At 52.7% G+C, this 19,999-nt stretch carries 20 protein-coding genes and 1 tRNA gene; 5 read left to right on the forward strand and 16 right to left on the reverse strand.

The features are described 5' to 3' along the window. Window positions 1-18: 18 nt before the first annotated feature. On the reverse strand, window positions 19-246 hold the full coding sequence (locus tag ACFOSD_RS00415) for a hypothetical protein (RefSeq protein WP_380694766.1): 228 nt from the start codon (window positions 244-246) through the stop codon (window positions 19-21). A 43-nt stretch (window positions 247-289) separates the two neighbouring features. Continuing rightward, window positions 290-1,129, reverse strand: coding sequence for a UTP--glucose-1-phosphate uridylyltransferase GalU (gene galU / locus ACFOSD_RS00420; protein WP_380694764.1), 840 nt, complete (start codon window positions 1,127-1,129; stop codon window positions 290-292). A gap of 226 nt (window positions 1,130-1,355) precedes the next feature. On the opposite strand from galU, the gene ACFOSD_RS00425 reads away from it, so the two are divergent. Continuing rightward, complete coding sequence (locus ACFOSD_RS00425; RefSeq protein WP_380694762.1) at window positions 1,356-3,110, forward strand: sugar phosphorylase; 1,755 nt, start codon at window positions 1,356-1,358, stop codon at window positions 3,108-3,110. Between the two features lie 142 nt (window positions 3,111-3,252). On the opposite strand, the gene ACFOSD_RS00430 is transcribed toward ACFOSD_RS00425, so the two are convergent. Continuing rightward, window positions 3,253-4,464, reverse strand: a complete 1,212-nt coding sequence (locus ACFOSD_RS00430) for a glycosyl transferase (protein WP_380694760.1) — start codon at window positions 4,462-4,464, stop codon at window positions 3,253-3,255. Then, window positions 4,457-5,293, reverse strand: a complete 837-nt coding sequence (locus ACFOSD_RS00435) for an HAD-IIB family hydrolase (RefSeq protein WP_380694758.1) — start codon at window positions 5,291-5,293, stop codon at window positions 4,457-4,459. Before ACFOSD_RS00435 ends, ACFOSD_RS00430 begins: the two co-directional genes overlap by 8 nt. A gap of 272 nt (window positions 5,294-5,565) precedes the next feature. Between ACFOSD_RS00435 and ACFOSD_RS00440 the strand changes: the two genes are divergently transcribed. Together ACFOSD_RS00440 and ACFOSD_RS00445 are read left to right on the forward strand one after the other, a co-directional pair. Beyond that, window positions 5,566-6,342: a hypothetical protein gene (locus ACFOSD_RS00440; protein ID WP_380694756.1), complete on the forward strand. Its 777-nt coding sequence runs from the start codon at window positions 5,566-5,568 to the stop codon at window positions 6,340-6,342. Window positions 6,343-6,404: 62 nt separating this feature from the next. Further along, window positions 6,405-7,616 (forward strand): pyridoxal phosphate-dependent aminotransferase, encoded by a 1,212-nt coding sequence (locus ACFOSD_RS00445; protein ID WP_380694754.1) that lies wholly within the window; start codon window positions 6,405-6,407, stop codon window positions 7,614-7,616. Here ACFOSD_RS00445 and ACFOSD_RS00450 read toward each other — a convergent pair whose 3' ends face one another. From ACFOSD_RS00450 to ACFOSD_RS00470, 5 genes are all read right to left on the reverse strand, one after another. Beyond that, complete coding sequence (locus ACFOSD_RS00450) at window positions 7,617-8,753, reverse strand: 4-phosphoerythronate dehydrogenase (RefSeq protein WP_380694752.1); 1,137 nt, start codon at window positions 8,751-8,753, stop codon at window positions 7,617-7,619. Further along, the gene (locus ACFOSD_RS00455) at window positions 8,734-9,924 is read right to left on the reverse strand and encodes a DEAD/DEAH box helicase (RefSeq protein ID WP_380694750.1); all 1,191 of its coding nucleotides are present in this window, start codon (window positions 9,922-9,924) and stop codon (window positions 8,734-8,736) included. The genes ACFOSD_RS00450 and ACFOSD_RS00455 overlap by 20 nt, the downstream gene beginning before the upstream one ends. A gap of 58 nt (window positions 9,925-9,982) precedes the next feature. Continuing rightward, complete coding sequence (gene tusA / locus ACFOSD_RS00460) at window positions 9,983-10,231, reverse strand: sulfurtransferase TusA (protein WP_380694748.1); 249 nt, start codon at window positions 10,229-10,231, stop codon at window positions 9,983-9,985. 61 nt (window positions 10,232-10,292) lie between these two features. Further along, a complete protein-coding gene (locus ACFOSD_RS00465) occupies window positions 10,293-11,276 on the reverse strand; it encodes a YheT family hydrolase (protein WP_380694746.1) in 984 nt (327 codons plus the stop codon). Between the two features lie 128 nt (window positions 11,277-11,404). Beyond that, the gene (locus tag ACFOSD_RS00470; protein ID WP_380694744.1) at window positions 11,405-11,935 is read right to left on the reverse strand and encodes a hypothetical protein; all 531 of its coding nucleotides are present in this window, start codon (window positions 11,933-11,935) and stop codon (window positions 11,405-11,407) included. Between the two features lie 199 nt (window positions 11,936-12,134). Between ACFOSD_RS00470 and ACFOSD_RS00475 the strand changes: the two genes are divergently transcribed. Then, a tRNA-Asn gene (locus ACFOSD_RS00475) sits at window positions 12,135-12,210 on the forward strand. A 136-nt stretch (window positions 12,211-12,346) separates the two neighbouring features. Here the strand turns inward: ACFOSD_RS00475 and ACFOSD_RS00480 are convergent. Then, window positions 12,347-13,027 carry an FKBP-type peptidyl-prolyl cis-trans isomerase gene (locus tag ACFOSD_RS00480; protein ID WP_380694742.1) on the reverse strand — a complete coding sequence of 227 codons (681 nt, stop codon included), beginning with the start codon at window positions 13,025-13,027 and terminating at the stop codon, window positions 12,347-12,349. A gap of 130 nt (window positions 13,028-13,157) precedes the next feature. Next, the gene (locus ACFOSD_RS00485; protein ID WP_380694740.1) at window positions 13,158-14,567 is read right to left on the reverse strand and encodes a hypothetical protein; all 1,410 of its coding nucleotides are present in this window, start codon (window positions 14,565-14,567) and stop codon (window positions 13,158-13,160) included. 85 nt (window positions 14,568-14,652) lie between these two features. Here ACFOSD_RS00485 and ACFOSD_RS00490 point away from each other — a divergent pair, with 85 nt between their 5' ends. Next, window positions 14,653-16,095 carry a hypothetical protein gene (locus ACFOSD_RS00490; RefSeq protein WP_380694738.1) on the forward strand — a complete coding sequence of 481 codons (1,443 nt, stop codon included), beginning with the start codon at window positions 14,653-14,655 and terminating at the stop codon, window positions 16,093-16,095. A gap of 60 nt (window positions 16,096-16,155) precedes the next feature. Here the strand turns inward: ACFOSD_RS00490 and ACFOSD_RS00495 are convergent, their stop codons facing one another. The 5 genes from ACFOSD_RS00495 to dapA are packed head-to-tail and all read right to left on the reverse strand — an operon-like array spanning window position 16,156 to window position 19,921. Next, entirely contained in the window at window positions 16,156-16,956 is an 801-nt protein-coding gene (locus ACFOSD_RS00495) for a hypothetical protein (protein WP_380694737.1), read from the reverse strand. A gap of 20 nt (window positions 16,957-16,976) precedes the next feature. Then, on the reverse strand, window positions 16,977-17,693 hold the full coding sequence (gene purC, locus ACFOSD_RS00500) for a phosphoribosylaminoimidazolesuccinocarboxamide synthase (protein ID WP_380694736.1): 717 nt from the start codon (window positions 17,691-17,693) through the stop codon (window positions 16,977-16,979). A 13-nt stretch (window positions 17,694-17,706) separates the two neighbouring features. Further along, window positions 17,707-18,480 carry an MBL fold metallo-hydrolase gene (locus ACFOSD_RS00505; RefSeq protein WP_380694734.1) on the reverse strand — a complete coding sequence of 258 codons (774 nt, stop codon included), beginning with the start codon at window positions 18,478-18,480 and terminating at the stop codon, window positions 17,707-17,709. Between the two features lie 2 nt (window positions 18,481-18,482). After that, complete coding sequence (locus tag ACFOSD_RS00510; RefSeq protein ID WP_380694732.1) at window positions 18,483-19,049, reverse strand: hypothetical protein; 567 nt, start codon at window positions 19,047-19,049, stop codon at window positions 18,483-18,485. Next, entirely contained in the window at window positions 19,046-19,921 is an 876-nt protein-coding gene (gene dapA, locus ACFOSD_RS00515; RefSeq protein WP_380694730.1) for a 4-hydroxy-tetrahydrodipicolinate synthase, read from the reverse strand. The genes ACFOSD_RS00510 and dapA overlap by 4 nt, the downstream gene beginning before the upstream one ends. Window positions 19,922-19,999: the final 78 nt, after the last annotated feature.

The following is a 19,999-nucleotide window of genomic DNA, read 5'->3' on the forward strand; positions in this document are numbered from 1 at the left end:
AGGTAGGTTGTGTCGCTATCAAATAGACAAATCGAACGGCGGCGACACGCCTTCTGGCCCGTTGATCATTTCTGTGTAAGCGGTGTGGTGGATCAGCCGTGCTTTAGCACGAAAACGTTTGGGAATTTGGTCCCGCGCCCGGCTTAGGCTAGGATAGGGCTGATCACCCAAGGGGTATTTCTGTTCGCCATCCACCAGCCACACACGGTATCCCGCTGGGCTGGCTTCGATGATGTAATCGCGCATGATGCTCCCGTTTTATGAACCTGAAAGCGTCGCGCCGATTGAATTACGCTTCGCCTTCTTTGTAGAAATGCTCGTAAACATAGTTTGTTGCTTCAACAAAGCCATCTACGCTACCGCAGTCAAATCGGGTTCCTCTGAATTTGTACGCCATCACACAACCATCCTGTGCCTGCTTCAGCAAGGCATCGGTGAGTTGGATTTCGTTATTCTTACCCGGCTTGGTTTCACGCAGAATGTCAAAGATATCCGGGGTCAGAATGTAGCGCCCAATAATGGCTAAATTTGACGGAGCTTCGCCTTTAGCCGGTTTTTCCACCATATCATCAACCCGGTACAGGCCGTTTTTCATCGCCTCGCCTGCGATCACGCCGTACTTGTGAATTTCATCTTCCGGCACTTCCATCACGGCAACAATGCTGCAACGGAACTGCTTGTAGATTTTCACCATCTGCGCCATCACGTTGTCTTCGCCGGGCAGCGGCAAACAAAGATCGTCGGCCAACACGACCCCGAAAGCTTCATTGCCGATCAAGGTTTCGCCGGTCAAAATGGCGTGACCTAAGCCTTTCATTTCCGCTTGGCGGGTAAATGAAAACTGCGCATTCGCCATGACGTGACGAATGGATTTCAAATAGCTCTCTTTGCTGGAACCGGAAATTTGGTGCTCCAGTTCGTAAGATATGTCGAAGTGGTCAGCGATGGCGCGTTTACCGCGGCCGGTCACAAAACCGATGCGGTTGAGGTCGGCCTCTATCGCTTCTTCAACACCGTACTGCACCAACGGCTTGTTGACGATGGGCATCATTTCTTTGGCCAAAGCCTTGGTAGCGGGTAAAAAGCGCGTGCCGTAGCCGCCGACAGGAAATAAACACTTGTTAATCATTACCGATCCTTTCACGTTCCAGTTGATGTATTCATTACCCGAGCAAATGCCATGCCGGGCTTTTCTTGTTACCAATCACTTTGTGCAATCATGCCAAACGGCGCAGTGCCAAAGGGCATAGAACCTGCATAGGCTCTATACAGTGATGACTTACATGCTCGCATAACTTATGCGGCGCTAAGCCATTGAACCCCTTGGTTAATGGGCAATGCTGTTGGAGAACGCCATGACTCAACCTTCTCGACCCCTCAGTGAGCGCCTGCGTGACCACTGCCGTCATTTATACCCGGACGATGTTGTGGCACGCATTGTCCCACAGATTATCGCCATGGTCGATGACGGTGCAGCGCACCATAAAGGTGCAAAAACGCCTGTCTTGGACGAGCGGAGCGTGCTGCTGATCACCTACGGACATACGCTACAACGCCCCGATGAAACGCCACTGCAAACCCTACGACAGTTCATCGACCAACACTTGCCCGAAATGTCGTATGTGCACATCTTACCCTTCTTTCCTTACAGTTCTGATGACGGCTTCTCCGTTATTGATTATTTGATGGTCGACCCGGCATTGGGCACCTGGGCGGACATTGCTGCCCTAGGAGAAGACCGGGCCCTTATGTTCGACTTTGTGCTGAATCATATTTCGCGCGAGAGCGTCTGGTTCGCCGACTATGTGTCCAACCACCCGCCGGGCAACCAATATTTTATTGAACTGGATCCGGATACCGATGTTCGAGAGGTCGTGCGTCCGCGCAGCCAAGCCTTGTTAACGCCCATCTATACCCGTCGTGGTATTAATCATGTCTGGGCCACATTTTCACCGGACCAAATTGACCTGAACTACGCCAACCCGGATGTGCTGTTGGATATGATCAGTATCTTTATCACTTATCTCAACAAGGGAGCCAGCCTAACGCGCTTGGATGCCGTCGCCTTTTTGTGGAAGACTTTGGGCACACGCTGTATTCACCTGCCGCAAACCCATGAAGTCGTCAAACTGCTGCGCACCATCAATGATGCGGTCAGGCCCGGCAGTTTATTGATTACCGAAACCAATGTGCCGCACGAAGAAAACTTATCGTACTTCGGCAACGTGATAGAGCACCCCGAACAGCCCGGTGAATACATCGGCGATGAAGCGCATCTGGTCTACCAATTTGCCCTTCCGCCCCTGATCTTGTACACCATGAACAGAGGCAATGCCGACTTGTTGACCAACTGGGCCCAGTCATTGGCACCGCCACCGCCGGGCTGTACCTTCTTGAATTTTACCGCCTCGCACGATGGTATTGGCCTGCGGGCGCTGGAAGGCATCCTGCCTGAACATGAAATTGCCAGCCTGATCGACAGCATGCAGCAGTTTGGCGGCTATGTGAGCATGAAGGCGAACGCCGATGGCACCGATTCGCCTTATGAAATCAACATCAGTTATTTCGATGCGATGATGGGCACCCGGCGTGGCCCGGATAGCCTGCAAATAGAACGTTTTCTCTGTGCGCAAAGCATCATGCTAGTGCTGCAAGGGCTGCCCGCGTTCTACATTCATTCTTTATTAGGCACTCCGAATGATCAACGTGGCGTAGAAGTCACCGGGCGGTTGCGTTCCATTAACCGTAAACGCTGGCAATGGGATGAACTAGAACAAGTTCTGGAAACGCCGCATGGCGCACAGCATTTGGTGCATCATGAACTACGGCGACGCATTCGTATTCGACAGCAATACCCGGCATTTAGCCCGTCCAGTGCCCAAAAAATTCATGATTTGGACTCGCGGTTGTTTATTGTGCAACGCGGCAATGGCGAAGAATCTGTATGGTGCGTGTGCAACACCACCGCGCAGGATGTGGAGTTGCCGTTGGTGAAAATTCTGCATCAGATGGAAGGCCAAGCGCTGGACCTGCTGACGGAACAGCACCACGCGCTGGAGAAGTCCGTCACCCTGTTGCCGTATCAGACGATGTGGTTGACCTTTGAGTAATGGTTAAATCCTCGGCCCCGGCATGGACTTTCGGGGCATGCCTCCGGCGCTCCACGGCAGGCCGGGAGTCGCGCCTTGAGGCATCCCCCTACGTCCATTGCCTGGCTGGCTCGCCCCTCTACTGATCATATCGTTAGATGACTTACCGGTTATCGAGCTCCACCGCGTCGTAAATCTGTTCTAACACATCCGGTATAGCCGCTTGAATCCGGTTCCAACTCGGAATGAAGGGCGTCGCCATTGGGTTATCCAGAAACTCTTTGCCCGCGTCCATTACATTGCTAGCGAACAACTCCACCGCTTCTTCCTCGGCGTGGCGGTCCACCTTCAAGCCGTTGAACATCGCGGTATCGTAATACAGGCCGACAAAATCCAGGGCAATGCGGTAATAGGTCGCTTTGATGGTGCGAATATGTTCTTCCGTAAACACCTGCCCGTTGGTGGCCAATTTGCGGAAAACCGCCTTGCTGATGTCGCGGCTCATTTTTGACAAGCCTGCTTGCGCGTCCTCTTTCGACAGTGGCTGGTGCTTGTGATCGTACACATCGGCAATATCGACCTGGCAAATACTGCGGTTGGAATAATTGCGGAATAACTCACTCAACACACCAATTTCCAAGCCCCAGTCACTGGGGATGCGCATATTAGGAATGACATCCGTGCGCAATGAAAATTCACCCGATAAGGCATAGCGAAAACTGTCGAGGTAGTCCAAAAACGGGTCCGGCCCACACACTTTGCGTAACGCACGAATCAGCGGCGACACCAATAAACGGCATACCCGCCCGTTCAGTTTGTTGTCGGCCACGCGTGCGTAATAGCCCTTACAAAATTGGTAACGATAGGCGGGGTTCGCCACCGGGTAAATCAAACGTGCCAGCATGCTGCGTGAATAGGTCTTTATGTCGCAATCGTGCATCGCCACCGCTTTGGACTTGCCGGACGCCAAAATATAGCCGTAGCAGTACCATACGTTACGCCCCTTACCCATTTCACGCGGGGCTAATTCCAAGTCCGCTAGTTGTTTATCAATGGCGCGCAACCGCGGGCCATCCTGCCAGAGAATTTTCACCGGCTGGTTTAAGCGGCCGAAATATTCTTTGGCGTGTTCAAACTCTTCTCGGGTTGCCCGGTCAAGCCCGACCACAATCTCATTCAGATAATTCACTGAGGAGAGTTCCTGCACAATGTTTTCCAGCGCAGGCTGCGCCAATTCGGAATACAGCGATGGCAACACCAGAGCCATGGGGCTGGTGCGCGAAAAACTGCGCAGTTCTGCCTCCAAACTCTCCACCGGTCGATCGACAATGTTGTGTAAGTTGGCGATGACGCCGTTTTGAAAGAAATCAGCCATGTTGTTGCTCCTCAGATGACAACCAATACGACAAGCCTTCCGACCAACCCTCAGGCCCGGCATGTTGAGTGAAGTAGACATAGGGTTGTTGAACGTTGACGTGTGTGCCCTTGGCATTGCAGATGGCGACGGCGCGGTCGGCGGCTTCCAACATCGGGATATCGTTGCCGCCATCACCCAACGCCAGAGTGCGCGCAGCTGTACCCCAAAGAGCTTCCAGCCATGCCATACCGGTTGCCTTGGTGGTGTGATCACTGATGTGCAGAAACCGCCCACCTTGTTGAACCTGTAAATCCGCCGCTTGGGCAAGGGTGATGAATTGCTGCAAGGATGAGCGCGAACCTTCCCACAGCAGAGGCTCACTGCTCTGCCGCTGCTGCGCCCGGACCGCTTCGTCCGGGCTTAAGCTGGTCCACTGTACGATGGTGCCAGGGTCCACATCGTGGAAACCCCGAAAGTCGAAACCATGGCCACGGCGTACATCGTCCAACCATGCACAAAGCGCGTCATAACTGCGTCCTAACAGGACGCCACTGACTTCCCGGCCGGTCCAATGTGGCAAATGCGTATGCCAGTAAACGTGTGTGTTGGGCAGTAGCACCATGCCACCATTTTCCACGACGGCATAGCCATCTACCTTCAATTCCGTTAACCATACCGCGACCTCAGCGGCGGTCTTGCTGGTATTGGGAATCAGCGGAATGCCTTGAGCCGTGAGCCGGTCTAACCAGGGCTTGGCGGGCAACCAATCGTAGGTATGATGATCCAATAGGGAACCATCAAGGTCGGTATAAATGCGCCAAGGGTGTGTCGGCTCATGCTGTTCCATAGTGTCCCCATCTTTGTGCGTACAAAGACCTATTCAAGATGGGTGCCAACCCGGTTTTTGGGCCAAATAGCAATGGAAGGCGCATTTTTGGTGCAAAAACATCAGGCACAGAAGGATAGAATGCACCACATCTGTGCACAGGGGATGATTAAGGCGCTTTGCCGCAGTAATTCGGCCGCCACCCTTAATAAATTCACTCGATGGCCGATGATACTAGGAGTCAGGGAAATATTTATTTACACTAAGCACAAAAAATAGGCTATTACATACTCATGAACGGCATCGTTCCCATTTTACTTGTCTTGGTTGCTGTCGGCGTTGTTGGCGTCATGGCGTTCATGCATTTCAAATATGGCAGTAGTCAATCCAAACGCGAACGCTTGTTGAGCATTGCCAACGACAACAAGAAGTTGCAAAACCTGTTGCGCACCATGCCCGGCAATTATTTGTCGAAGGACTTGCGCGACTTCATGTACCGCACCATCATCAATAACTACAAAACATTAATCAAAGAAGATCGCCGCAGCCGCTTTCTGCAATCCGATCTGAACGAAATTACCGCACAACGCCAAGCGTTCCTTGAAGGGCGGCTCAAACCACCGGCCGAACCGGTGATTGAAGTAGAGCATGCGAATGCAGCACGAGCTGGCTTAAAGTCGATGTTCGGGCACATCAAGCGAGCCTATGAAGACCGGCAACTTAAAGGCCAGGAAGCACAAGCACTGGTGGCCGAAGTCGAACACCGACTGGTCATTACCGCGGCGGACTTTTTCCGCTCGCGCGCCCGGCATGCGCACAAGAAAAAACGCTACCGTGAAGCCATGGCGCTGTGGCGGAAGTCCATTGAAAACATTTCCGGGTCTAAATTCGTCGGGCAGTACAAGCAACGGATTCTAGAGGGACGCGCCAAGATCAAGGAAATTGAAAAAGAATGGAAAGAGCAAAACAAAGAGGCGGCCGAAGCACGCTCGGAGGTACTGGCAGAAAAATTGGATGAATGGGCCAGCGCCGAAGATGAATGGAAGAAAAAACAGGTGTACGATGACTGACCCGCTGACCCTGCGTCAGCATTGTTAACCTCTTTCACTTACCCTGGTGCGGACCCGTCAGAATGGAATTCAAGAAGTCACTCAAACTCGCTAATGTCTTCTATGACATTCGCGGCCCTGTGTTGCAAGAAGCCAAACGCCTTGAAGAAGAAGGCCATCGTATTCTCAAGCTGAACATCGGCAACCCGACCCCGTTCGGTTTTAATGCGCCCGATGAAATCATCACCGATGTCATTCGCAATCTGCCCAGTGCCGAAGGCTATAGCGACTCCAAGGGCATTTATTCGGCTCGCAAAGCGGTAATGCAATATTATCAGCAGAAACGTGTGGCCAACGTGGACGTCGAAGATGTCATTTTGGGCAATGGCGTCAGCGAACTGATCGTGATGACGACCCAAGCCATTCTCAATGATGGCGATCAAGTATTGGTGCCAGCGCCCGACTACCCGTTATGGACCGGTGCCGTGACCCTGGCCGGTGGCAAGGCCGTGCACTATCTGTGCGACGAAGCACAAGATTGGTACCCCGACCTCGATGACATGCGCGCGAAAATCACCGAGCGCACCAAAGCCATTGTAGTGATCAACCCCAACAATCCGACCGGTGCGGTCTATCCGAAAGAAATTTTGGAAGGGATTTTACAACTGGCGCGAGAACATCAGCTCATTGTGTTGGCCGATGAAATATACGACAAAATCACCTATGACGGCGTCGAACATTTTACGATGGCTGCGCTTGCGGACGATGTATTAACGCTCACCTTTAATGGCTTGTCCAAAGTATACCGCTTAGCCGGTTTTCGCTCGGGTTGGATCATGGTCAGCGGGCCGAAACATAAAGCGCGTGATTTACTGGAAGGGCTAAACATGTTGGCAAGTATGCGTTTGTGCGCCAACGTGCCCGCGCAACACGCCATTCAAACATCCCTAGGCGGTTATCAGTCCATCTATGACCTCACCAAACCCGGCGGTCGCATGTGTGAACAACGCAATCTGGCGTGGGAGATGCTGACCGCTATTCCTGGCATTACTTGCGTGAAACCCAAGGGTGCATTGTATTTGTTTCCGCGGATCGATATTCGGAAATTCAATATTCAGAACGATGAACGCTTTGTCTTGGACTTCCTGCGCGAGCAAAAAATATTGCTCGTCCATGGCCGCGCGTTCAACTGGCCGGAAGTCGACCACTTCCGCGTCGTATTCCTGCCTAACCATGAAACCCTGACCGAAGCCTTGGGTAAGTTGGAGCAGTTTTTGTCCAGCTACCAACAATAGTTAAGACGGTATTTGAAAGCCCGCCGCACGCAATAAAGGGCGTGCAGGGCTTTCTTGCACCAGCACCCGGCATTGTTGTATTTCTCGACGCTGCACATAGGTTTTTCGATATTGGTCAAAAGCCCGTGCAGGCTCCTCAGCACGCATGGCCAAACGAAACCGCCGATCATCTTGGGCTATGTCATACACCGCTTCAACGCTGTCGTACAGTGCCTGCCATGGGTCATCATCCAACACCACAATGCGCGGCGCGGGCGGTAAGAAGGTCGCCATGTCAGGCAACGGACGGTCGTATTCCGGGTAGACGCGATTCAACGCCGCCCGCAACATCTGTGTACCGCGCCACTTGCCTTCCAGCGAATAGCCTGCGATATGTCCGGTGGCCAAACGCACTTGAGGTAACAAGATGCGCGGAATATCCGGTTCCGGCTCCCATACATCCAACACCACCTGAACATCCGGGCGTTGCGGCAAAAACCGCTCTAACGCCCCAGCACTCACCACCGCTCCGCGTCCAGCGTTCAGCAAAACGGCATTCTGCGGCAATAAACTCAGCATGGAATCGCTGATCAACTGTCGGGTCGGGTGCGCGCCTTCCCCAGTTAACGGTGTATGGACACACACCACGTCGGCCTGCATGGCGTCCGCCAAGGTGACAAAAGCTTCCGCTTCCGGCGTCTGCTCGGCACGCGGCGGGTCACATACCCGCACGGTTATGCCCAACGCTCGTAACCGTTTCACCAAACGACCACCCACATTACCTGCGCCAATCACACTGACGGTCTTGTCGGCTAACCGCTGCGGCGCATCGGCATGCACATACAACAAGGCGGCGAGCACGTAATCACCTACGGCATCGGCATTGCAACCGGGTGCATGGGCGAAGGGAATCTGTTGTTTGGCTAAGCACTCGACATCGATATGATCAATGCCAATGGTGGCACTGCCGATGAACTGCGGGCGATGCTGTTGCAGCAACGAGGCATTCACGGGGGTTACGCTTCGCACCAATAACAGGTCGCAAGCCGCGACCTGAGCCGTGTTTATCGCACGGCCTGGTGCATAGGAAATTGCGGTAGCGATGTCGCCAAAATAGGCTTCAACGCCCGGTATGTTTTCATCCGCCAGTATGCGCATGGGGACGTAGATGCTCAGGCGGGTGCTCGACGACCAACTTCTCACCAATAAACGATTGCAAATCATCCACCAAAAAGGCGTCGTCTTCACACACAAAGCTGTACGACTTGCCTTCAGCACCTGCACGGCCGGTACGACCAATGCGGTGTACGTAGTCTTCCGGGTCTTCCGGCAAGGTAAAGTTAATCACATGGCTTACATCATCAACATGCAAACCGCGCCCGGCCACATCGGTCGCAACCAACACGTTGATCACCCCTTTCTTGAACTGATCCAAGGTCTTCACGCGCTTGTCCTGGCTGATCTCACCCGACAACAGGGCGACTTTATGTTGCGTCTTACCTAACTGTTCGTGCAACTTGCGCACAAGGTCACGACGGTTGGCGAAAATAATGGCTTTGGTGACAGTCTCTTGTTCCAGGATAGCTTTCAACAAGTCATATTTTTCGTCCGTGGTGGTCAGGTATAAATACTGTTGCACTCGGTCGGTTGTCGACACATCAGGTGCAATGTCGACAAAATAAGGTTCGTTGGTCCACCGCTCGGTCAATGCCAGAATGTCTTTTGAAAAGGTAGCACTGAACAACAGGGTTTGTCGGTCACGCTTCGTTGGCATGGCGCGCTCGATGTATTTGATGTCGGGAATGAAGCCCATGTCGAGCATACGGTCGGCTTCATCAATGACAAAATACTCGGTTTGATCCAAGAACACCGCCTTTTGTCGCATGAAATCCATTAAGCGACCGGGGGTTGCGATCAAAATATCCACTGTGCGGCTTTCCAGCCCAACACGTTGCTTCTGCATGTCCATGCCACCCACCAAACAATGAATGTTCAGGTTGGTATGCTTGGCCAACAGTTCGGCATCGGAAGCAATTTGCAACGCCAGTTCGCGCGTAGGCGCTAAAATCACTGCACGCGGCTCACCCTGATACTGCGCCGGCAATGGGCAATAGAGTAAATCCGACATAATGGATAACAGAAACGCAGCGGTTTTACCGGTGCCGGTTTGTGCTTTGCCAATACAATCCCTACCCCGCATGGAATAAGGCAAAATGGCGGCTTGAATCGGAGTACTGTGGGTATAACCCAAGTCATTTAGGGCTTTATGGAGTGCGTCCGGCAACGGAAGCTCAGAGAAAGCCAAGATATTTTCGGCGGTTGCGGCCATGGAGCGTTATTTCCTCATCGTTGTCATACAGAGTCTACGGCGCGCTTCTTTTCTGCTGTCAACGAGCCGCTATCTCAATCCAATATATGTAGTCGTCTGAACGGTCCTCACGAGCCAGTAATGTGTGCCCCAAAAAGTGACAAAACTTGGGCACATCACGCTGCGTTGAAGGGTCCGTGGCAATCATCTTTATGACATCACCGGCGACACGCTGTCGCACGTTGGCGTGCAACATCATTACGGGTTCGGGGCATTTCAAGCCCGACGTATCCAGTTCAGTAAACTGTGACGGTGGTACAAAATCCATCGGAAATGATCGGTTTTTTCAGACGCGCCATAATAGCACAGTTAAAGAGACTCTGAAGCATTCATGTCGTGGCGTCAGTCAACGCTTGTACCAGAAACAGGGAAAACCGCTCATCCAGATACCAAGGCCCGGGTTTACCCTGAAAACCGACATGCCCGCCGCTTTCTGGCGCTTCAAAGTATAGCTGTGAATGGGTTGCAGCCTGCTCCAGTGGAAAGCAACTGGGGCTAAGAAAGGGATCGTTCACGGCATTCACGACCAAGGTCGGCACCATGATATCCCACATAAACCGTTGTGCACTGCACGCTGCATAATACTCAGCAGCGTTGGCATAACCCTGCAATGGCCCGGTGTAGAATTCATCGAAATCACGAACGGTGCGCACCTGGTTGAGCTGCGTTAGGTCGAAATGGTTAGGAAACCGCTCAGCCTTGCGCCGCAGGCGCGTGCTGAGATCACGTACAAAACGCTTTCGGTACAGCCAGTTGGAGGGTTTGCCGAGCGTATCGGCACAACCTTCAAGGTCCACGGGTGCTGACGCAACCGCCGCGGCAACAACCCCGCGCTCGATGGCCTGACCACCCTGCTCACCCAGCCATTTCAAGGTGACATTGGCCCCCATGGAGTAGCCAGACAACATAATGCGCTGATGCCCTTGTACCCGTGCCCAGGTCACTACTGCATCCAAATCTTCACTGCATCCGGCGTAGTAGACCTTGGGGGTAAGATTGTCGGCACGACCGCAACCGCGAAAGTTCCATCCGATAACGGCCCAACCATTGGCCTGCGCGGCGCGCGCCATGCCCGTCACATAAGGCTGCTGGGAATGCCCTTCCAAGCCATGCGCGATGATGATCACCGGCGTTTCCGCCGCAGGTTTTCCCACCGAGTAGTAGTCGGCCACCAAGCGGTCGCCATCCGGCAAGGGTATTTCAACAGGGTCACTGGGTTGAGTAACGCGCCTGAACAGGCTGGGGATTATGGTTTGTAAATGACCACCCCATTGCCAGGCAACAGGGCGGAATGATGAATTGACGATGGGCATCAACCGCCCTCAGCGTGTGATCAAATACAACAGCACGGCTACCGCAACCAACCCCAAAGTTGACCAGCGCAATCGCTGACAATATGGACAGGGTGGTTTCTTTTCTGTATCCGACATGCGTTTTCAGCCTATACCGTTTTAAAGCGTTGGCTTAAGGCGTCGTAAAAAGTCTCCCGCAGCTCGGCAATCTCTTTACGCAGATGATCAAGCCCTTGAATATCTTCACCGCTGAACGTTGCCTTGTCGGCATAGATCTGACGGCGCAGATGGACAATTTTCGAGCCATAGATACGCAAAGCACGCTCCAATTTCTTTTCACCCAACAACAGCAAGGTTGCCTCGGCCTCCGTCAGATGGCGAAAGGCATTCACCAGTTCATCGGTGATGCGCCGCAACTCTTCTTTGCGTTGGTTCGGCCAGGAATTACCGTGGCGTGAGAACTCCAGGGCCATCGCCAGAAACTGTTGATATACATGGTGAACTTCACTGACGTTCTGTGCCACAGACTCCAGCAACGCGCGGCGCGTTTGTACAGAGCCTGATTCCGGGCCACTTTCTCTGCGCCGTGCCAACTTAACGGCAATGAGCGCGATCAGGCCACATGTCAGAATTCCGGCACCAAAGGTACCCACCAATAAATAGATCGTTTGCAAGTCCATCGTTGTCTCCGCCATTAAATTGACGATTGTTCAGTCAGTACGGATAACAATCAAAAATCGTGCCGCTTCTGAGTCTGTCACAAGTGCTGAACGGATGAGGCCATCGAAAGGCTGGAATGAGAGAAAAATTCTTAAAAAACAGGCCATTAGGGTTGACACGAAAAGTCGACTCTCTATAATCCCCACCTGTTCGAGTTACTCCAGCGTAGCTCAGTCGGTAGAGCAGAGGACTGTTAATCCTTTGGTCGCAGGTTCGAGTCCTGCCGCTGGAGCCATATTTTGAGAAGCCCGGTCATGGCAACATGGCCGGGTTTTTTGTTGCCTTGCGTATTCATGGCAACCCTTAATTTCAGCCCACAAAAAACCGCCACATGGGCGGTTTTCATAGAGAACTTGACGAAAGAAATCGACTTACAGCACTTCCAGTAATTCGACTTCAAACACCAGTACAGAGAACGGTGGGATTGAGCCAACCGCTTGGTCGCGATAGCCCAAATCGGAAGGAATATAGAAGCGGTACTTATCGCCTTCACTCATCAACTGCACGCCTTCTGTCCAACCTGGAATCACGCCATTCAATGGGAACTCAACCGGCTCGCCACGCGTTACCGAACTGTCAAAAACCGTACCATCGATCAAGGTGCCATGATAATGAACCCGGACAGTGTCTGTTGCTTCGGGGGACGCGCCGCCCGCACCGGCGGTGATGACTTCGTACTGCAAACCGCTTGGCGTTACCATGACACCTTCTTTGGTGGCATTTTCAGCTAAAAACGTATCGCCTGCTTGACGCATCTCAGACACCCGCCCTTCCTGCTCTTGCTGTAATTCTTGCTGCAACGCCATAACGGCGGTGCGGATCTCATCCATCGTTAAACGCGGCTCCAATTGTGATAAGCCGTCACGCAAACCGAGGATGACCGATTCAACATCAATACGATCTTGGCCAACTTGCTGCGCCAGGTTACTGCCCAAATCCAAACCAAAGTAATAACTGGTTTGCTCGGTGACCGTTTCCAAATTTTGAGCGCTAACCATTCCGCCCATACCAACCAAAACACTCGCCATCGCGAGCTTGGTGAACTTCTTCATTCTGTAGGCCTTTTCTTATTTAACAGGTCGAATGTTGCTCGGTCATGCCACCCCAAACAAGGCGCTCATAACGGCAACAAACGAAAGGATCATTTACCGTGTCACACGTTACCAAGGCGCTGTCGTGTGCTCAAGTGTCAGATGGAGCATCGGCGTGAGTTTCTGCCGTCTTTTGGCTTTGTTTACGCTGTTGCCAAGCCTGTACCAAGGGATTTAAAGGTGCACAGACCAAATCATACAAACCCAGCACAAAGCGCTCGACGATACGCAGTAACAACAAGCCCAACCGCATAACCCAAGCCAACAACAACAGACCACCCACCACGGAAGTACCCAGCATCAAACGAAGACCATTCAGTAACGGCTCCAGTGGAATCACAATCAGCGTCAGTACCCAAGGAATCATCAAAGCCAACAAGACACGCGCACCGAGCGCCACCTGTGGATTCTCGACCGTGCCGACCACCAAGGCATCGGAAATCGGCGGGTAATTCATTCCAACCAAAGCCAGCAACGCGTTAATCAAAGACCAAATCAGCAAACCCACAAAGGCCATACGCCGCAGATTTTTTGCCAGGATGGCATCCGTGGCGCCCAACCCGCGCAACAAGCGTGTCGCCTGGACATTCTCCAACAATACCAAGCCCGTCATCACCTGACCCAATAACAGAGCCACCACAGACACAATGCCCCACTCATAGGTTGCGACGGGTATGAGCACAACCACGGCCGGGGCAATAACCCAGTAGCTCACCAAGCCGAACATCAGTAAACCCGCGGTGATCAACAAGGCGGTGGTAAAGTGAACCAGAATAGAACCCACCGCCGGGCGCAAGGCGCGCGACGTCCCAGCTGACAAGCGATCAAATTGCTCTAATAGATGCTCCAAGCGCTCGGCCCGTTGCTCGATACGTCGTACGCCCTGACCGATATCGCCCTGCATATGCAGGAGACGTCGCCAAAAGGGCAGAAACTGATTCAACACGGCGTGTCGATCGGCAATCGCTTGCCGGTATTCCTGGCGTACCTGCCGAGATTCCTGCTGGATACGTTCCAGCAACTGCTGCAAGAGATGCTGCAGTGTGCGATTCCCCGACTGGGTAGCAGGGGCATTCGCCATGGCCTCGGCAGCGCGCAGCCATTCAGGCAGTTCGGGCGTTTGTTCCTGCGTGGCGGCGTAGTCTTCTTGCATCTTTTCAATTAACCGGCGTACTTCGATGCTCATGGGCTCGATTTGTGCAAGATCATTTTCCAGCGCGTATTGCAGATGCACTGCTTGCCGCTTGATGTCGCGTTCGAGATAGCTCCGGCTGATCATGATCAACACTTTGTCATTGTGTTGCGCCATGGTCTGTGCCGCAGCCTGCAAACGCCAAGTAACCCGTGCCAAGGCATGACGTAAGACCCGGAAAACTTGCTGTAAAGCGGTTACGGCTACGGAACGAACCCATGAGGCGACGACAATCAAGACGACAAGCCAGGTCAGTAACGACAGCCAAGCGGACTGCGGCCAGATCAGCCAAGTGAGTTGGTCTGCCAAGGGTGTTACCTCCTAAGTGCTCATGAAATGGTCGCGCGTTCCGATACTACTATCACTGGAATAATTTTTACACATACACAATGCTATGAAGCCGATTCTACCCACATTGATCAGTCTGCTGTGTTTGTTCTTAGTCGCTTGTGGCGACGACAACAACGCGTCTGGCAGTTCAGCCAGTGAACGTGATGCGCGCTTGACTCGGCCATTGGGTGACCAGACGATATTGGGCCGTGCTGCCTATGATGATCCATTGCCTTGGGCACCGATCTACGCACAGGACATGATTGATGGCGAGTTGGATCTACTGTTGGCGACGGCAGCAAATGAAGTGGGTCGTTTCCGACTGCTGGGGCTGTTTAACGAACAAGGGCTCATATACACCGCACCGGCGGAACCGGAGGGCGTAGAACTGTATTCGTTCTATCGCATGGGCATTACAGGAACGTCAGGACGGGTCAACATCAACCCTATTACAGACGCTGTCGTGCGGGCGTATCTTTGGCAAGATCGAGACACCTCACCGGAAGCATGTTTCTACGATGAAAGTTGCGCCGAAGCACTGGCCAGTGACCTCGACAGCGAACTCATAGAATTCATCACCGATGGCTTATCCGGTTTTTTAGGCGACGCCTGGCGCATGCCCGATACCTACAACCCCTTTACCACCGAACATTTGGAAACAGACACGCTTTCCGCAACCCTATCAGCCACGCGTTTTCGTTATTCAACCGTGACCAATGATGAAGATGAGATCATCGCCCGTTTCATACACGTCTGCTCGACCTTTCTCGGCAGTCGGGAATATACCGCTAATCTACTTGAATTAACGGAAGGCTATACACGCCCGGCCGACGCAGAATTCGAATCCTGCACCATCACGTCACCACCGGGCATGCCGTTTGAGGTTGATGTCACGGCCACACCAAACAATGGTGATGTACCACTGGACACCGACATCACGATTGCCTTGTCGGGTGAGGCCGTAACGGCGGCTGAAAGCGTCGTATTTGAAGCTGCCTTGCTCAATCCACGCGGTCAACCGGTGGCTTTCTGGGATACAACGACACAAAGTTTCACCTTGAGCAATGTGGGACAGTATCGGGTGAATGTGGTGGCCACCGCAGACGGTGTGGTCGCACAAGGAGGGGTGGATATTAACGTGACCGGCGTTGCACCGGATTTTAGCTTGGCCACCTGGGGCGACTCTGGAAGTTGGCGCGTTCCACGCCTGATCAATACTTCGTCCATCAATAAGTGTGCGGAGCTGCTTGATGGATCGCGTCTTCAATGGCCGTACGACATGGAAGACCCCGACGTCATCTATGATGAAACGGGTATTTGCAGTCGAACCGAGCAACTCGAGGGCACGCTCATCGGCTGGTGCAGCGATTTGGAATTAGAAACCCGACTGTACTTCTATCGCCACCCTACCCAGTCGGCGTTAAACGAGAGCCTTGCTGCTCAGCAGGCCCGCGAGCGTGGCCGCTGCGAAACCAGCGAGAGTCAGGCATGGACCAACGCCCCCTGATTCCTCCAGCCACAAAAAAGGCCGCGTAGGCGGCCTTTCGATGTTCATGGTAGCGTAGGATCAGAAACTGACCACGGCACCGACAAAAACACCTGAGGTGTCGAAATTCAACACCGCTTCGTCTGGCATAAAGGCTGAATCCGCACCATTGATGTCAATGGTCCACTTACGGTAGCCCGCTTCCACACCGACCTTCGCCAACAAGTTAGTAGGCAACGGCGCGTAATACCGCGCTTTAATGTGCCAATCGTTCATGCTGGCACCGGAGACTGGCAAGGTATTAATAGCACCGGAAATCTGCGCGTCTACCACAGGAATACTTACCGCACCGGCCAAATGCAGGCTAGGAATAAATAAACGAACGCCATTGGCTTCAAAGTCTTGGGTTTGAGACTGTCCACCCACCTCAGCCGTAAAACCGCCCAGCATCCAACGTGCGTTTACACCCGCATCAAGGTAATCCACAAACGGAAACATCTTCAAGCTCAGAACTAAGGCGGTGTCCAAATGGGACATATCCAACTCAGCTTCACCACTGACATTGAACGACTCACCAAAGAATTCGACGGTGCCATTCACGTTGTCGTTCGACAATTTCATGGACTCATAACGGACTTTCAAGTCGGGCAACAAGGGAAAACCCAAACGGCCACTGACGTACAGGCCATTGGCTGCATCCAAATCCAGGTTCACGACATCACCACCACTGCCGGTCAGCGATACATCATCGCCAATCGCACCGCTGTTCAGCGTGTTAAAATTCATCCCCAAACCGGCTTCAACATCCACCAAGGGCAGCGCTGAAACGGCGGGTGCGGTAGCTACCATAGCCATGGCCAACAACGTTTTTTTCATGCTCATGCTTTTTTCCTCTTACGCCTTTAGGCGGTAAACGTTACGCCAATGCGACGCCCAACTTCTTCATAGGCTTCAATGACATTTCCCAGATCCTGACGAAAACGGTCTTTGTCCAATTTTTCGAGCGTGGTTTTGTCCCACAACCGGCAGCCATCGGGTGAAAATTCATCCCCTAAGACCAATTGGTCGCCAACTAAACCAAATTCGAGCTTATAGTCGACCAAAATCAAATTGCCTTCATCGAACAGCTTAGTCAAGACTTGGTTCACTGCCAAGGTCAACGCTTTCATGCCAGCAATTTGTTCTTCGGTTGCCCAGCCAAAGCTAATGATGTGCGCATCATTAATCATGGGGTCACCCAGCGCATCGTTTTTGTAGAAAAACTCGAACACCGGCGGATTCAGTTCTTGGCCTTCCGCCAACCCTAAGCGGCGCACCAAGCTGCCTGCGGCCCGGTTACGTACCACACATTCTACCGGCAACATGGTTAGGCTTTTGACCACGGACTCATGTGGGCTCAACAGCTTGACGAAATGCGTTGGTATACCTGCTGCGGCCAACTTCTCCATAATGAACGCATTAAATTGATTGTTCACCAAGCCCTTGCGCGCTAAGGCTTCCTTCTTCTTGCCATCAAACGCCGAGGTGTCGTCACGAAACTCCATGACCAACAGACCGTCTTCATCCGTGGTGTAGACAGATTTCGCTTTCCCGGCATAGAGCAGCGTGTTTTTGTTCATCGTAGCAAGCCCCTCAGAGCGGTTGAATCTGACACCAGTCAAAGCCGGCGTCCTGACAATTGAATTGTAATTTATCTTCATGGCCCGGCATGACCGATGCCAACGTGGCTTTCGCTAGCGCAAGATCATTATTCTGTTCGCTGATGTGCGAAATAATCACCTTCTGCACGCGCGCCAAATCTATTTGCTGCAACAGTTCAGCGCTTTGCCGATTGCTTAAATGGCCCAACGCACCGCCTACCCGGCGTTTTAACGACGGTGGATAAGGCCCTTCAGCGAGCAATTCAGGGTCATGATTGGCCTCCAGAATTAGCGCATCAACCTGCTGATAAAGATTCACAACATGCGGCGTAATATGCCCCAAGTCAGTCAAAATCCCCAAACGATGCGACTCATAGCCAAGCACGAACTGACAGGCCTCACGCGCATCATGCGGAACCGCGACGGGTTCAATGTGCAAATCCCCCAGGCGAAAGGGTGTATGCAGGTCTATCGTTTGAACACGAGGATCGGCCATACAGTCCAAGGCAATCGCGGTTCCTGCCGACATAAAAACAGGCACATTTAACTTCCGGGACAACGCCATTACGCCTTTAGCATGGTCGCCATGCTCATGCGTAACCAGAATGGCCGAAAGCTGGCTCGGCTCGAAGGCTAAGCGTGCCATGCGCTGCAAAGTCTCTTTCACACTAAAACCACAGTCGATTAAAACGGCGGTGTCAGCGGCACGTACCAAGGTCGCGTTTCCTTTACTGCCACTGCCCAAGGACGCAAACTGCATGAGCATGATTACAGTGTATCGTACAGTTCTTGCAGCAACTCTCGCTGGGTCGCTACGGGAAACGACAGTTCGCCTTCGCGTTCCATGTGGATCTGTGTGCCATTAGAAAAGGAGTAAAAATAGATGTTAATTTGTGGTCGCGCTGGAATAAGTTGGTCACTGCGGCGTTCCAGCCATGGTGTGCCATCGATGGAAATCCGGCTTTCCGCGTAGTCGGTTTGCCGGATAGACCATTCCAATGCCTCAATCGCGGCTTCTATTTGCGTCGCTGCAGTGGCTGGCACAACCGGTAGCTCGATGATGGGTAAGCCATTTGCATCGGTAAATAACCGCGCTTCTTCAATGACCCGGACATCCGTCATTTCCTCGATCGACAATACCCGGCGCGGAGCTGCGAGGTCGACACGAGAATCTTTGGGCAGTGGATTGGCAATCGCATACCGTGAGCTTTCCGGCGGTAGCAGGTCGGATTGGTAGGATCGGGTCAATTCACCGGGTTGCTGAGTTATCAAAGGCGCACTGGAACAGCCCACCAGACTCAACACCATCACGCTACAGATTATTCGCCACATCACAGGATGCCAGACTCCATCATTGCGTGTTTCAATGTCTCATGATATTGGCTGTGTAAGGGCACCAAGGGCAAACGAATGCCCGGCGGAATCAAGCCCATTAAATGCAAGGCCCACTTCACCGGCACCGGATTACTTTCGAGGAACAAATTTTTATGCAACGGTTGCAGCAAATTATCCAAACGTTCGGCCAACTCCAGATTGCCTGACATCGCTGCCTCACACATATTCTGCATGGCTAAAGGGGACACGTTGGCCGTCACCGAGATCAGGCCGTCACCACCTTCCAACAAAAAGTCCTTACTGGTGGCGTCGTCACCGGAATACAGCGCAAAATCCTGGCCCGCCAGTTGTTTAATGGCCTTAACCCGGCTCACGTCACCCGTGGCTTCTTTCACGCCCACGATGTTATCAATACGACTCAATCGTGCGATGGTTTCATTGCTCATGTCGGTCACGGTGCGGCTGGGGACATTGTACAGAATCATGGGCAAATCAACGGCGGCCGCGATGGTTTTAAAGTGCTGGTATAAGCCTTCTTGACTGGGTTTGTTGTAATACGGTACGACCGACAACCCCATAGACGCCCCAACCTCGGCGGCGGCACGTGTCAGCTCAATCGCTTCCATGGTGTTGTTCGCTCCGGTTCCCGCCACGACGGGAATGCGCCCGGCACAGTATTCTACGGTGAATTTAACCACGGACTTATGTTCGGCCATACTGAGAGTGGTGGATTCGCCGGTTGTACCCATGGATACAATGGCTTGTGTTTTGTTCTCGATATGAAAATCGAGCAATTGCTCCAAACTTTCCCAATGGATGCTTCCGTCTTCCGACATTGGGGTCACCAGAGCAACCATACTCCCAGTAATCATGTTTCTACTCCCGCCTAATGGCGTGCTAACGGCATATTTAAGGGCGCAATGTTAAAGGTCTAGCCGCGCTATCTCAAC

The sequence above is a fragment of the Salinispirillum marinum genome (genome assembly GCF_042650105.1).
Classification (GTDB): Bacteria; Pseudomonadota; Gammaproteobacteria; order Pseudomonadales; family Natronospirillaceae; genus Salinispirillum; species Salinispirillum marinum.

Coding starts and splice junctions, on each gene's coding strand:
- ACFOSD_RS00415 (WP_380694766.1), bottom strand. CDS start 246: ATGCGCGATTACATCATCGAAGCCAGCCCAGCGGGATACCGTGTGTGG.
- galU (WP_380694764.1), bottom strand. CDS start 1,129: ATGATTAACAAGTGTTTATTTCCTGTCGGCGGCTACGGCACGCGCTTT.
- ACFOSD_RS00425 (WP_380694762.1), top strand. CDS start 1,356: ATGACTCAACCTTCTCGACCCCTCAGTGAGCGCCTGCGTGACCACTGC.
- ACFOSD_RS00430 (WP_380694760.1), bottom strand. CDS start 4,464: ATGGCTGATTTCTTTCAAAACGGCGTCATCGCCAACTTACACAACATT.
- ACFOSD_RS00435 (WP_380694758.1), bottom strand. CDS start 5,293: ATGGAACAGCATGAGCCGACACACCCTTGGCGCATTTATACCGACCTT.
- ACFOSD_RS00440 (WP_380694756.1), top strand. CDS start 5,566: ATGAACGGCATCGTTCCCATTTTACTTGTCTTGGTTGCTGTCGGCGTT.
- ACFOSD_RS00445 (WP_380694754.1), top strand. CDS start 6,405: ATGGAATTCAAGAAGTCACTCAAACTCGCTAATGTCTTCTATGACATT.
- ACFOSD_RS00450 (WP_380694752.1), bottom strand. CDS start 8,753: ATGCGCATACTGGCGGATGAAAACATACCGGGCGTTGAAGCCTATTTT.
- ACFOSD_RS00455 (WP_380694750.1), bottom strand. CDS start 9,924: ATGGCCGCAACCGCCGAAAATATCTTGGCTTTCTCTGAGCTTCCGTTG.
- tusA (WP_380694748.1), bottom strand. CDS start 10,231: ATGGATTTTGTACCACCGTCACAGTTTACTGAACTGGATACGTCGGGC.
- ACFOSD_RS00465 (WP_380694746.1), bottom strand. CDS start 11,276: ATGCCCATCGTCAATTCATCATTCCGCCCTGTTGCCTGGCAATGGGGT.
- ACFOSD_RS00470 (WP_380694744.1), bottom strand. CDS start 11,935: ATGGACTTGCAAACGATCTATTTATTGGTGGGTACCTTTGGTGCCGGA.
- ACFOSD_RS00480 (WP_380694742.1), bottom strand. CDS start 13,027: ATGAAGAAGTTCACCAAGCTCGCGATGGCGAGTGTTTTGGTTGGTATG.
- ACFOSD_RS00490 (WP_380694738.1), top strand. CDS start 14,653: ATGAAGCCGATTCTACCCACATTGATCAGTCTGCTGTGTTTGTTCTTA.
- ACFOSD_RS00495 (WP_380694737.1), bottom strand. CDS start 16,956: ATGAGCATGAAAAAAACGTTGTTGGCCATGGCTATGGTAGCTACCGCA.
- purC (WP_380694736.1), bottom strand. CDS start 17,693: ATGAACAAAAACACGCTGCTCTATGCCGGGAAAGCGAAATCTGTCTAC.
- ACFOSD_RS00505 (WP_380694734.1), bottom strand. CDS start 18,480: ATGCTCATGCAGTTTGCGTCCTTGGGCAGTGGCAGTAAAGGAAACGCG.
- dapA (WP_380694730.1), bottom strand. CDS start 19,921: ATGATTACTGGGAGTATGGTTGCTCTGGTGACCCCAATGTCGGAAGAC.